The 13,437-nt window shown below is 38.2% G+C and carries 13 protein-coding genes and 3 tRNA genes; 3 read left to right on the plus strand and 13 right to left on the minus strand.

What is annotated here, in order from left to right; translation table 11 throughout:
* Positions 1-35 precede the first annotated feature (35 nt).
* From tuf to HW120_RS00255, 9 genes are all read right to left on the minus strand, one after another.
* A complete protein-coding gene (gene tuf, locus HW120_RS00215) occupies positions 36-1,223 on the minus strand; it encodes an elongation factor Tu (protein ID WP_177729869.1) in 1,188 nt (395 codons plus the stop codon).
* Between the two features lie 56 nt (positions 1,224-1,279).
* Positions 1,280-1,351, minus strand: a tRNA-Thr gene (locus HW120_RS00220).
* A gap of 62 nt (positions 1,352-1,413) precedes the next feature.
* A tRNA-Tyr gene (locus HW120_RS00225) sits at positions 1,414-1,495 on the minus strand.
* Between the two features lie 32 nt (positions 1,496-1,527).
* A tRNA-Thr gene (locus tag HW120_RS00230) sits at positions 1,528-1,601 on the minus strand.
* A 157-nt stretch (positions 1,602-1,758) separates the two neighbouring features.
* Positions 1,759-2,061, minus strand: a complete 303-nt coding sequence (hpf, locus tag HW120_RS00235; RefSeq protein ID WP_177729871.1) for a ribosome hibernation-promoting factor, HPF/YfiA family — start codon at positions 2,059-2,061, stop codon at positions 1,759-1,761.
* Between the two features lie 20 nt (positions 2,062-2,081).
* The gene (locus tag HW120_RS00240) at positions 2,082-2,990 is read right to left on the minus strand and encodes a tyrosine-type recombinase/integrase (RefSeq protein ID WP_177729873.1); all 909 of its coding nucleotides are present in this window, start codon (positions 2,988-2,990) and stop codon (positions 2,082-2,084) included.
* 70 nt (positions 2,991-3,060) lie between these two features.
* Positions 3,061-3,255, minus strand: a complete 195-nt coding sequence (gene rpsU / locus HW120_RS00245; protein WP_177729875.1) for a 30S ribosomal protein S21 — start codon at positions 3,253-3,255, stop codon at positions 3,061-3,063.
* An 86-nt stretch (positions 3,256-3,341) separates the two neighbouring features.
* Positions 3,342-3,941, minus strand: a complete 600-nt coding sequence (locus HW120_RS00250; RefSeq protein WP_177729877.1) for a response regulator transcription factor — start codon at positions 3,939-3,941, stop codon at positions 3,342-3,344.
* A gap of 15 nt (positions 3,942-3,956) precedes the next feature.
* Positions 3,957-5,867 carry an ATP-binding protein gene (locus HW120_RS00255; RefSeq protein ID WP_177729879.1) on the minus strand — a complete coding sequence of 637 codons (1,911 nt, stop codon included), beginning with the start codon at positions 5,865-5,867 and terminating at the stop codon, positions 3,957-3,959.
* Between the two features lie 122 nt (positions 5,868-5,989).
* On the opposite strand from HW120_RS00255, the gene HW120_RS00260 reads away from it, so the two are divergent.
* Genes HW120_RS00260 through HW120_RS17710 form a run of 3 tightly spaced genes read left to right on the plus strand, consistent with a single transcriptional unit; the run spans position 5,990 to position 9,735 of the window.
* Positions 5,990-6,562: a T9SS type A sorting domain-containing protein gene (locus HW120_RS00260; protein ID WP_177729881.1), complete on the plus strand. Its 573-nt coding sequence runs from the start codon at positions 5,990-5,992 to the stop codon at positions 6,560-6,562.
* Positions 6,563-6,612: 50 nt separating this feature from the next.
* Positions 6,613-7,527 carry a hypothetical protein gene (locus tag HW120_RS00265; protein ID WP_177729883.1) on the plus strand — a complete coding sequence of 305 codons (915 nt, stop codon included), beginning with the start codon at positions 6,613-6,615 and terminating at the stop codon, positions 7,525-7,527.
* A 33-nt stretch (positions 7,528-7,560) separates the two neighbouring features.
* Positions 7,561-9,735 carry a S8 family serine peptidase gene (locus HW120_RS17710; protein ID WP_177729885.1) on the plus strand — a complete coding sequence of 725 codons (2,175 nt, stop codon included), beginning with the start codon at positions 7,561-7,563 and terminating at the stop codon, positions 9,733-9,735.
* Between the two features lie 89 nt (positions 9,736-9,824).
* Here HW120_RS17710 and HW120_RS00275 read toward each other — a convergent pair whose 3' ends face one another.
* From HW120_RS00275 to HW120_RS00290, 4 genes are read right to left on the minus strand one after another with little or no spacing between them, the layout of a single operon-like run.
* Positions 9,825-10,967 (minus strand): acyl-CoA dehydrogenase family protein, encoded by a 1,143-nt coding sequence (locus tag HW120_RS00275; protein WP_177729887.1) that lies wholly within the window; start codon positions 10,965-10,967, stop codon positions 9,825-9,827.
* Positions 10,968-10,983: 16 nt separating this feature from the next.
* Positions 10,984-11,868 (minus strand): ComEA family DNA-binding protein, encoded by an 885-nt coding sequence (locus tag HW120_RS00280; RefSeq protein ID WP_177729889.1) that lies wholly within the window; start codon positions 11,866-11,868, stop codon positions 10,984-10,986.
* Positions 11,869-11,879: 11 nt separating this feature from the next.
* Positions 11,880-12,107, minus strand: coding sequence for a PspC domain-containing protein (locus HW120_RS00285; protein ID WP_177729891.1), 228 nt, complete (start codon positions 12,105-12,107; stop codon positions 11,880-11,882).
* A 46-nt stretch (positions 12,108-12,153) separates the two neighbouring features.
* The gene (locus HW120_RS00290; protein WP_177729893.1) at positions 12,154-13,419 is read right to left on the minus strand and encodes a DUF2851 family protein; all 1,266 of its coding nucleotides are present in this window, start codon (positions 13,417-13,419) and stop codon (positions 12,154-12,156) included.
* Between the last annotated feature and the right edge of the window lie 18 nt (positions 13,420-13,437).

Here is a 13,437-nt window from a genome sequence, read left to right on the forward strand (position 1 = left end):
GCAGAACTGCTGGTTTTTATATAGTTTTATAGAAATTAATCTAAAATTTCAGTTACCTGACCAGCACCTACTGTTCTACCACCTTCACGGATAGCGAAACGTAAACCTACGCTTAATGCGATTGGGCTTAATAATTGTACTTCAATAGTCAAGTTATCCCCAGGCATAACCATTTCTACACCAGCTGGTAAAGAGATAGTACCTGTTACGTCAGTTGTACGTACGTAGAACTGTGGACGGTAGTTATTATGGAATGGAGTGTGACGTCCACCTTCTTCTTTTTTCAAGATATAAACCTCAGCTTTGAATTTAGCGTGTGGCTTAACAGATCCTGGCTTAACAATAACCATACCTCTACGGATATCAGCTTTATCAATACCTCTCAATAATAAACCTACGTTATCTCCAGCTTCACCTCTGTCAAGGATTTTACGGAACATCTCAACTCCTGTAATAGTAGAAGTTAATTTATCAGCACCCATACCGATGATTTCAACAGCATCTCCAGTATTAGCAACTCCAGTTTCGATACGACCTGTAGCAACAGTTCCACGTCCTGTAATTGTAAATACATCCTCAACTGGCATCAAGAATGGTTTCTCAACGTCACGTACTGGTAATTCAATCCAGTTATCAACAGCTTCCATTAATTCTAAAACTGTAGCAACCCATTGTGGCTCACCGTTTAATGCACCAAGAGCAGATCCTTTAACAACAGGACCATTATCACCATCATACTGATAGAAAGATAATAAATCTCTGATTTCCATTTCAACAAGCTCTAATAATTCAGCATCATCAACCATATCCACTTTGTTCATGAAAACAACCATTCTAGGCACACCAACCTGACGACCTAAAAGGATGTGCTCACGAGTTTGTGGCATTGGACCATCAGTAGCAGCAACCACCAAGATAGCACCATCCATCTGAGCAGCACCAGTAACCATGTTTTTCACGTAATCCGCGTGACCTGGACAGTCAACGTGAGCATAGTGACGGTTAGCTGTAGCATACTCTACGTGTGAAGTATTAATAGTAATACCTCTTTCTTTTTCTTCAGGAGCGTTATCAATTTGATCAAATGATTTTGCTTCAGAATAACCTGCATCAGACAATACTTTAGTAATAGCTGCTGTCAATGTTGTTTTTCCGTGATCTACGTGTCCAATAGTACCAATATTCAAGTGGGGTTTGGAACGATCAAAAGTTTCCTTTGCCATGATTTAATAATTTAATCTTAGTTATATAATTAGTGTTCAAATTTTTCAAAACAATGAGCCAATGACGGGATTTGAACCCGTGACCTCTTCCTTACCAAGGAAGCACTCTACCCCTGAGCTACACCGGCTTTTGCGGAATCCGAAATTAAAATCCGGAAAACCGAATTCTTCTTTCCAAATTCTTCTTTTGTGGGGAGAGCAGGATTCGAACCTGCGAAGACTTAGTCAGCAGATTTACAGTCTGCCCTCGTTGGCCGCTTGAGTATCTCCCCTACTATTTTATTATCAGTTACTTACAACTTAGAGCCGATGGAGGGACTCGAACCCACGACCTGCTGATTACAAATCAGCTGCTCTAGCCAGCTGAGCTACACCGGCAACTGCAATAAAAAAGTCCGCTATTTCTAACGGACTGCAAATGTAGAGAATTTATTTTTTAATCAAAACATTTTTCATATTTTTTTTATAGCAATCATCATTTATACCAAATCTACCCTAAAAAGAGCATCATAAAGACAACTGTTTTCCAAAAATATTAAATATGCGTTCTGATTCTACCCTTTCTTTTTAGCAACAAGCGCTCCAAAGAGTCAACAGACAAGTCTAACGCCTCTTCAAATGTTTTACTTTGCTTTTTAACCACGAACTCATCCCCAGGAACACTGATCTTCACCTCCACTATCTTATTTTCTTTATCACTCGTATTTTCTACTTTCAAAAATACATTGGAAGAAACTACCCTGTCGTAGTATTTTTCCAGTTTTTCTAATCTCTCTTGAACAAAACCAACTAATTTCTTGTCAATATTAAAATTGACAGCCTGAACATTTACTTTCATAATTAAAACATTTATTGGGTTTAACTTTCAGAATCGTTTCGGTTTCTAGGATGTGCTTCCTGATAAACTTTTTTAAGCTCAGAAAGACTACTATGTGTGTAAATCTGGGTAGAAGACAAACTAGCGTGACCTAACAATTCCTTAACTGAATTTATATCGGCACCATTGTTCAGCAGATGCGTCGCAAAGGTATGCCTAAGAACGTGTGGACTCTTTTTTACCTTCTCAGAGACAGTACTAAAGTAATCATTTATTAATCTATAAACAAACGATTCACTGACTTTATTACCCTTTTTACTCAATATTAACAAATCATTAGGAAGCCCCTCATTTAACATTCCCCTTTCCTTAAGATAATCTTTCAGTAACCGATCCGTACAATCTAAAACGGGCAGTAAACGTTCCTTATTGCGTTTCCCTAAAACCTTTAACGTTTTGGCATGCGGATTATAATCCCGGACTTTCAAACCTATCAATTCCGAGCGGCGTATTCCCGAAGTATAAAACAACTCCACGATTAACCTGTTCCGGATTCCTTCAAAGTCTTCCGCATAATCCACCGCTTCGGCAACCGCCTGCAATTCCTTTTCCGAAAAAGGAATCTGCACTTTCCGGGCCACTTTTAACGATTTATGCTTCAGAAGCGGATTTACCGCTATCTGCTTCGCTTTTAGCAGGAATTTATAAAATGATTTTAAAGATGATATTTTCCGGTTAACAGAAGTATTTGAAATTCCGGATTCAACTAACGAGACCAGCCAGGCTCTGACATGACCGTAATTGATCTTTTCGAGCGCCACGTCGAACTTGCCTTCTTCAAGAAAAGCCTCAAAAGAAAGAACATCATTCAGATAAGCAGTTTGGGTGTGGCGAGAATAATTTTTCTCTTTTTGCAGATAATCCTGGTAGGCTTGCAAAGAAGTATGCATAAAAAAAACCGTTAGTAACAAAGTTATAAAAACTTTTATTACTAACGGCTATAATAAAATCCAAAACCGATTAATTCTCTAAAGAATCTCTCAATGTCTGAATATAAGCTGCTTTTTGAACTTGAGCTCTTCTTGTTACTGACGGTTTCGTGAATGCCTGACGACTTCTTAGCTGTCTTACAACTCCAGTTTTGTCAAACTTTCTTTTGTAACGTTTTAACGCTCTATCAATATTTTCTCCGTCTTTAATTGGTATAATCAACATAATATAACACCTCCTCTCGTTAATGGGTGCAAAATTAGACTATTATTTGGAATTCCAAAATAAAAAACAAGAAATAAATCTTCTTTCTATTTTACAATACCCAAATAGATGGCTTTTTTAATGAGTCCTGCTATGTTTTTTACCTGTAACTTAAAAAAGATATTTTTGCGATGGGTCTCAATGGTTCCCCTGCTCAGAAAGAGCTTGTCTGCTATTTCTTCAGAAGTGTATTCTTGCGCAATCAACCGGATAATTTCTTTTTCCCGGTGGGATAATATGGTTCTTTTGAACGCAAAGGCATCCAGAGTGTTTCCCGGTACTGTCAGGTATTTTTCATTTTTTAAAACAATAGCATGAATTGCTTTGACCAGCTCTTCCTTACTGGTTTCCTTCAACAAATATCCGTCAATATCCGCTATTGTTTCCATACTTTCAAACATACTCAAAACCAATATTTTCACATTGGGATAGGTTGCCTTTATGATTTTTATAAATTCAACACCGTTCATCTCCGGCATCGAAATATCCGATATGAGAATATCCGGCTGTATTTCTCTCATTTTTATCAATGCCGCCTGCGCTCTATTTTCGACAAACAAAATTTCGAAGTTACTCTGGCCGGACAAAACAGCTATCATACCGTCCAGAAACATTTGATGATCATCTACAACTGCAATAGTTATCATATTATATTGTATGTGCTAAATTGGAATATCAATAATTACCGTTGTACCTCTTCCCAACTGACTTTCAATAATCATACTGCCATTTATAGCCGAAAGTCTTTCTTCAACATTCTTTAAACCGATTCCTTTTGATATTGTATTATCAAATCCCCTACCATTATCCTCCACAATTATATTCAACAGGTCATTATGCCTTGTAACATTCAACAGAACATCGGTAGCTGCGGCATGTTTCGAAATATTAGCAACCAGCTCCTGTACAATCCGATAGGCCTGATGTTTGACCGATTCAGAAAAAGAATTTAAAGCTCCCTCCGGATAAACAACTGCTTCTATCTGAAATTCCTCCCGGTATTGATACTCTTCTTTAAGCTCGTTTAACAATACTTCAAGATCCTTATCTTTTAAATAATTCAGGCTTAAATTATGAGAAATGCTTCTCAGGTTCCTGCAAACAAGTGTCATCTGCTCAATGATAATATCAATTCCTTTATTCTTCATTATAGTATTCGCCTGAGACAGCTGTAGCTTTACCCCTGTCAGCGTTCCGCCTATTCCGTCATGGATTTCTTTGGCAATCCTGTTTCTTTCCTGATCCTGCCCCTGTACAACACCGGTAATTCTTTTTAACTCTTTTTCCTGTTCCAGCCTCACAATTTCCTTTTTATGGATTTCATTTTCTTTTTCATTGATGATTTTTTGTATCCTGATCCGATTTTTATAAACCCACAATGCGATCAGTAATGCAACCACCAGTATAAGCCCAACGATTAATATCAGCTCCTTCCGGTTTTGCTGAATGATCTTCTCTTTTGTCAGCAGCTGTATCCTTAAATTCTTTTTATCAACTTCATATTTTGTTTGTATCTCGTGAAATGCTTTATTTTTTTCAATCGTAAAAACACTATCCTTCAACCTATTACATGCCTCCTTATAAAAATAGGCCTGTTTGAAATTTCCCGATTCGCTATAAACCTGTTCGATGGCCTGTAACAAACTCCATTTTTGGTCCTGGGAAATTCCTCTTTCGGAAAATTGCAGTGCTGTATGGTAATTTTTAATTGCCTCATCATACGTTTTTAATGTCCGGTAATATCCCCCTAAATTAAAATACAAATAGAAAAGCAAGTTCTGATCTTTTAATTCTTCCGCGATTTTTTTCGCCTGCATCAGATACCGGAAACCGGCTTGCCTTCCGGCAACAGTAGCGGCATAACTGTCACTTAAATTGATCAGTATATTAAACTGTTCGTATTTATCATTTAATGCAACCGCTATCACATAAGCTTTTTTATAATTATCGATTGCTTTTTTAGCATTCCTCTTTTTTTCAAGAATCGCGATGTTATTATATGTTGCCAACAGCTCAAACTTTAAGTTATTTCCGTAGGCAACTTGCTGACTTTCCGTATAGGCTTTTAATGCCTTAACAGTATCATTTTGCAAATCGTACAGGTACCCTAAATTATTTAGTGCCACACTCTGGTTTCGCATCAACCCGTGCTTTTCGGCGATATCTAATGATATCAGGAAATTTTGCAATGCGCTGCTATAATTGCCCTGATCCCTGTCTATTAATCCCAATTGATTATACCCAAGAGCGGCAATGGTATAGTTCCGGGCTTTCCCTGCATACGGAAAAGATTTATAGGTATATGCTTTTGATTTTTCCAGTTGTTTTTGAAGGTAATAGTAGTATCCCAGATTATAATAACACCTGGACAGTAAAAACGGATCGTTGTTTTTCTCACTTTCAGCAGTAGCCATTCTTATATAATAAAAGGCGGAATCCGGCTGGGACGAGAGTGTTCTTGCATAATTATCAATATGCTTTATCACCAATCTATCATTATGCTGACCACACAAAACACCAGAATTAAATACTGCCAGAAATGAGATGGTTAACAAAAATATTCTGCTCTTCATATATTTTTTTGTATAGCATATAAGAAAATTCAAACTGTTTGAAATATACAAAAAATACCCTTTTTATGGTATTTTTTGTATCCTAAATACCAAATAGATTTGAAGTATAAACTTTAGCAATCATGAAAAAAAGCCTCTTGTTTTTACTCTCAGCACTTCTACATTTTACGATTGTGAACGGACAGATAGCAGCCGGAAAAAAAAACAATATATACTTAACTATTTCTTCCGATTATGAAAATGCGAATGTCTATGAAATTTCGGCATTAATAATTTCCAATACCCAAAACATTAAAATGAGCGGGGAATACGTTTCCGAAACAAGCGTCAACATTACCCCTATCCCAGACACCACCATTCACATTTGCCCTGTCACGGCATCAGCTCCAAAAAACCAGCATAACGGCGGTACTACAGTGATACGTACCAGTACCGGCGGTCCGGGAAAAACATATTATCCTGAAATCATTCTGTATCCCAACCCTGCCAGTGATTTTTTAACGGTAAAATCCCCTGCTTTTCCCATAAGCGGTTACAGCATCTATGATACCAGCAGCATTCTCCATACCTCTAAGATAACAAAATCAGCACATGAAATCAATATGGATTTAACGAATTTACTTCCCGGCCATTACCTTTTAATTCTGGAAATGGAGTATGAAAAACCAGTATCTGTTCAATTTATTAAAAAATAAGCGGAACCCGAAAAGCTTACAGAGTAGGGAACATTAAATTACAATTAATCATGAAAAAAAACATTACTTTTTTAGCCGTAGTATTTAGTTTAGGTATTACATCCGGTGTTTATGCACAGGTAAATGACAATGGTACAAACGTTGGTATCGGTATTGCCGCCCCTCCGGTTGCCTTTGGAACGGATACCAATATAAAATTAGATATTGACGGTGGAGTCCGAAACGGGAATAAAGGCGATATCATTGCACAGCGATTCAGTTCCGGTTCCATTTACAGCACTACAAATTCACTGACTACCGGAATCATCGGTTACAACTCCAACTGGTCGGCTCAAAGTACAACTCTGGGAATAAGCTGCAACGTTGATGTAACCCAGGCAAGATCGCCATTTGGCACCTCACAAACACTTGGTGGAAAATTCACTACAAAAATAGATGGGATCTCCGGAAGTAATCCTTTTAATATCGGCGGTGTTTTCGGAAACTTAAAAGGTGCCTGGAACGGTAATTTAAGCAATGGTTATGCCGGTGCTGTCATCGGTATCGATGAAATCAACGGTTCCTCAACCTATGGCGGGTATTTTGAAGGCAAAGGGTATTTCAGTAATAAAACAGGAATAGGAACCAAAAATTTCCCGACAACCATAGGCGGCGCAAACATAAGCAGCTATAATTTATTTGTAAAAGGCGGTATTCTTACGGATGAAGTAAGAGTAAGAACCGGCTGGGCCGATTATGTATTTGCCGATGATTATACTCTAAAACCATTGGCCGAAGTAGCTGCCTTTATTGCTAAAAACAAACACCTTCCGAATGTTCCATCCGAAAAACAAGTAGCCGAAGAAGGACTTAGTCTTGGTGAAATCTCAAAAATACAACAGGAAAAAATTGAAGAGCTAGTATTGTATCTGATTAATCAGGAAAAACGAATTGAGGCTTTAGAAGCTAAAATCAACCAGAAGTAATTGTCATAGTTTAATCTTTAAAAATATTAAATTATGAAAAATATAAAATTAATACTCGGTATCCTGACACTCCTTATTTCCGGTGGAAGTTATGGGCAGTCAAACTATTTCTACTATTATAACGGTGAAAAGTTTTTTTTGGAATTAGATACGCAAAATATGGCAATCAACACAAAAGAAAACACTACCGCGTTTATAGAACCTTATTTAAGCGACAATGCTTCCTTAGGCACACTTACCGAAGACTATACCAGAGGGAGCGTTATTACTGTTGATGAATTGGCAAAAATGAACCAAAACATCAAGACCTATTATTTTGAGATACAATACCCTCAAGGTCTTGAAACCAGCAATTATTTTGCCTTACTCAACAACTTTAACACGATCAATGCAATCGTAAAAGCCTCGCCAAGTTTCAAAACCAGCGATGGTAAAAAAATTGGCCTTTCCAATAACTTCTATGTCAAACTAAGAAGTGAGGCAGACGTCAATTTATTATATGATACTGCAAAAAATTACAATCTGGAAATTTTAGGTTATGATCAATATATGCCGCTTTGGTTTGTTGTAAGCTGTGCCAGAACAAACGACAAAAATGCTTTGGAATTTGCTAACATTTTCCAGGAATCCGGTTTGTTTGAAAGTACGGAACCTGCCTTTATCTATCATAATTTAGAAGCTTCGGCAGATCCCTATTTCAACAATCAATGGGGACTAAAAAACACCGGTCAATACGGCGCTGCTTATGCCGGAATAGACATTAAAGCAGAGCAGGCCTGGGGAATTGCAACCGGAACAGGCATAAAAACAGCCATCTATGATCATGGTTTTGAAATGAATCATCCGGATTTAGCAGCCAATGTTTTCGGTACCGGTTATGATGCAAAAACCGGAACATCACCTGCACAGGTAAGAGGTCCTCATGGAACGCCGTGTGCCGGTATAACCGGAGCCGTGCAAAATAATAATTTAGGCATCAGCGGCGTTGCGCCGAACACCCAACTGGTCTCTATCAGTATCAACTTACTATCTTCCGACACTCCTATAGAGTTAGCACGTGGTTTTAACTGGGCAAGAACCAATGGTATTGATGTAATCAGTAATTCATGGGGAGGTTATGCTCCGTCAAACATTATAACAGATGCGATCAATAATGCCCTGACATTGGGACGTGGCGGAAAAGGATGTGTTGTTGTTTTTGCAGCGGGTAATGAAAACAATACCAATATTCGTTATCCCGGCAATTATTTCCCCAACATTCTTGTTGTTGGTGCCATGAGTCCATGCGGGCAACGAAAAAGCCTTTCATCCTGTGACGGGGAAACCACCTGGGGCAGTTGTTATGGTTCCCAGTTGGACATTATGGCTCCCGGTGTGAAAATGCCGACTACCGATCGCCAGGGATCTGCCGGGTATGATGTTTCAAATTACATGCAGGCTTTTAACGGAACTTCTTCCGCATGTCCGGTTGTTGCCGGTGTAGCCGCTCTGATTTTATCCAAAAACCCGAACTTAACTGCCGTACAGGTAAATAATATTATCGAACAATCTGCTCAGAAAGTAAGACCAGACCTGTACAGCTATTCCACTATTGGAGGAAGACCTAATGGAACCTGGCATAGTGAAATGGGATATGGACTTGTAAATGCCTATCAGGCTTTATTGATAACGCCAAGTCCATGTGTTACGAATCTAACACTAACGACCAATGTAACTGCTCCTGCAACAGACACCAGACAAGCTTCTTCGTCCATTTCTGCAAGCAATACGATTGGCAGTGGGGCTACCGGAATATACCATGCAGGAGAAACCGTAATACTTACTAATGGTTTTACCGCTGTTAACGGTGCTGTTTTCCGATCCTATATTGAGGGATGCTCCGGCAATTATGTAGCCAAACAAGGAGATGAACCCGTAATCAGCTACGAGACTATTCATAATCTTCCTGAAAAGAAGGCCGTTCTATCTGACGACAAAATCCAGATTGTTCCCAATCCGAACAACGGTATTTTCTATATCAACATTAAAGATATGGCGGAAGGCACTATCCAAATCACCAATCTGATCGGGGCAACGGTATACAGCAACCGCTTTAAGAAAGAGTCCGAAGACCTGAAAATAGACATTCAGGATAAAGCTGACGGGATCTATATTGTCCGGATCGTTTCCGGAGAACAAACCCTTACAACAAAAATCATTAAAAATTAAAACCGGCTGCCCATTATTGGATTTGCGGTAAATAAAAAAACCTGTTCAGCAAGCTGAACAGGTTTTTGATATTTAAAAGTAATTACTTTTTATCCTTTTAGTATATTTCTTGAAATTACTAATTTCTGAATTTCAGTAGTTCCTTCACCAATTGTACACAATTTAGAATCTCTGTAGAATTTCTCAACAGGGAAATCTTTCGTATATCCATAACCTCCGTGAATTTGTACCGCTTCATTGGCAACTTTCACACAAACTTCCGAACTATACATTTTTGCCATAGCACCAAGTGTTGTTACCGGTCTGTGATTGTTCTTTAAGAACGCTGCTTTGTGTAATAACAATTCTGAAGCTTCAATCTCTGTAGCCATATCTGCTAATTTGAAAGAAATTCCCTGGAAATCACTGATTGGTTTTCCAAACTGGTGACGTTCTTTTGAATATTTTAAAGCAGCTTCATAAGCTCCTTTTGCAATTCCTAATGATAAAGCACCAATGGAAATACGTCCTCCGTCCAGAATTTTCATGGCCTGGATAAATCCTTCTCCTACTTCACCCAAACGGTTTGCATCGGAAATACGGCAATTGTCGAAAATTAATTCTGCTGTTTCACTAGCACGCATTCCTAATTTATTTTCTTTTCTTCCGCTTGTAAAACCAGGTGTTCCGTGTTCTACAACAAAAGCTGTCATTCCTCTGGAATCTCCTTTTTCTCCGGTACGAACAATTACTACTGCAACGTTCCCCGATTTAGCATGTGTGATAAAGTTTTTAGCACCATTCAGTACCCATTCCTCACCATCTTTAACCGCTGTGGTGTTCATTCCTCCGGCATCAGAACCGGTATTGTGCTCCGTTAGTCCCCATGCTCCAATCCACTCTGCAGTAGCTAATTTTGGAATCCATCTCTTTTTTTGTTCCTCATTTCCGAATGTCAGGATATGATTTGTACAAAGAGAATTATGAGCCGCTACCGAAAGCCCGATAGAAGGGTCTACTTTTGAAATTTCTTCAACAATCGTAATATATTCATGATATCCAAGACCTGAACCTCCTAATTCTTCAGGAACTAAAACTCCCATGAATCCCATTTCACCTAATTTCTTAAATAAATCAACAGGAAATGTTTGTGCTTCATCCCATTCCATAATATTAGGACGAATGTGTTGTTCTGCAAAGTCTCTGATTGATTGGGCAATCATCGCCTGCGTTTCATTATAATCAAAATTCATTTTGTTGTTTGTTTGTTTAAAAATCCAAATATAAGGCAATTATATCAACTTTTTCTACTGGAAAATCTTTAATTTTTGTTAAGTCTTCTTTTGATTTAATCCCGCCATTCATACTCCGGTAAGTAACAATCTCTTTGGCCAGCGCAAACCGGAAGTAGGGAAATTGTGCCAGATCTTTTAAAGAACTATTGTTGATGTCAATTTTTTGAAGCGGTGGTTGCTGCAACACCGGAAAATGCACGATGAGCTGTTGTACAACTTCCGGAGACAATCCCCAGATGTATTGAAATTGTTGTGTGCTGACAAAAGCACCCAGTTTTTCTTTTTCAGCCAGTATGCGTTCCGATAAGGCAGGGCCGATACCGTAAACCTTCATCAGGTCTTCTTTTGTTGCTTTATTAATGTCTATAATGAAGTCTTTTTCTTTTGACCGGGCATGTTCTTTAAAAGTACTCCCATAATTCCGGGCTGGTCCCGGGCTGTTTACCCATTCCGGGAACTTAAAATAGGGTGCGATTTCGGCTAACTTTTCATCCGAAACTTTTGTGATGTCCTGGAATTCTTTTGGAGAGTTTATAAATTTATGCTGCTTCCGGAAGGCGTGCAACCGGTCAATTTCTTCCGTTGTCATCCCCAGGGTATATCCTTTATAATCGGAAATAAAATTGGGGTTAAAAGGATAGATCTTTAGTGTTTCGTTATCCTTTATGACTTTCAGACTGTCTATCCTGGACTGCAATGCCAGCCATTTTTCTTCTTCCGGATCTGAAGGATCCGAAGCATAATCCTTTGACAACACAACATAATACAGTATCTGAATCAATACAATCAGGAACAACAACACAAAAATTCCACTACGCTGTTCCCGGGTAAACTTTAAGTAGAATTTATTGTTGTTCATGGCTATATCTTTTATAGGTCAAATACAGAACTTCGTTTCGTATATACCATGTCTTTCAATTTCAGCCAGAAAGCCAGCGTAAGATAAACTCCGAACCACAAACCCACTGTAAAAAAAGAAAGGTAGATAAAAAAAAGCCGGACGCTGGTCGCTCTCATTCCCAGCCTGTCTGCCAGCCGTGAAGACACTTCAAATCCATGTTTCTCGAAAAAATGACGAATGTTCGTTATTAATCCCATAATACGTAGTTTTAATTTCGTTCCAAAAATAATCCATAAATATTCATTACAATAATAACTGCTGCCCTATTTCACAATTAAGGCATCTTTTAGCATCACAATATTCTTTTTTGAGATGCAACAGGGCCTGACTATCAAAAGCATTTTCCGCCATTATTCCGAAATGTCTGAATTTTTCAATTACAGTATTTTTTTCAGGCGGTATTTCCCGCAATACATCCATCAGTTTTTCTACAATATCCTGCCCCGAATGCTGTGCATATAAAAATTGTAACGGCAAAATGGTATTGATAAATACCAAATCAATAAAAGATTTGCTTATCCTTTTTGGTTTCATCGCACTTTCTTTATCAAAAAGATAGTGTGTCTGCCAATATCCGGAAACTTTCAGGTTAAACATTTTGTAAAAGGTTTTTATCGTATCTCCTTTTATTACAACATCAAACAAATTAGCCTGTTCATGGTATAGCTGTGCTAATTGCACCAACCTGATGGTCGGAAAATTACCGGGTCTTAACTTGTAAAACTGTAATGGCTGAACAAACCGTCTGGGTAACGGGTATTTATCCTGTAAATAAAACCATCTTTTTTTCAGCTGTTTATAATAGGAATCCTCTTTGGGTACCGTTAATAATCCGCCTCTTCCCAGAAATAATGCTTCAAGATTTTCATATTCATACTGTTCTTTCCGGATTACCGTGAAAGGAATTGATTTTGCAATCTGAAAAAAAGCCTCTCCGTTTACATTCAATCCAAAATTTCTGGCAATGGCACAAAACAATGTGGTTTCCCAGTCATTTTTATTTTCTTTCAGCAATTGTACAATTGGTAAAATCTTCTTTTCGAGTCTTTCAAAAAAAAGACGCTCTTTCCATTTGAGCAGTACAATCTGATTGACTTCTTTTAATTGTTTCTCACAATATATCCAGCTTTTATCGGCTATCAGGTCATAATAACCGGAAAGCAGCGTTTCAGGAACATATTTCTTCAGAACCAATACCGGAATTTCCGTATTGTCTTTCCGGAACACTTCCATATCGTGTTCCCAGACCACGTGCAGTATGACGTTATCGTATTGCTCATTTGTTTCATGGCGGTGTAAATACCAGTCTGACGAGCGGATGTGTATTTCAACATTCCCGACCCATTTCTGATTGTCGATAATAATCTGGGCGTTGAAAAAATCCGGACCTTCATGTTGCAGATACTGGCCGGAATGAAGTATTTGAAGTGCCGTTCCTTCTTCCGTTTTCAGTTCGGATATGGCAAATTTCTTGTATTGCCAGATATGGTGTAAAAAAATTTCCTGCATGGCGTATAAAATATAACA

It is taken from the genome of Flavobacterium inviolabile, from assembly GCF_013389455.1.
Classification (GTDB): Bacteria; Bacteroidota; Bacteroidia; order Flavobacteriales; family Flavobacteriaceae; genus Flavobacterium; species Flavobacterium inviolabile.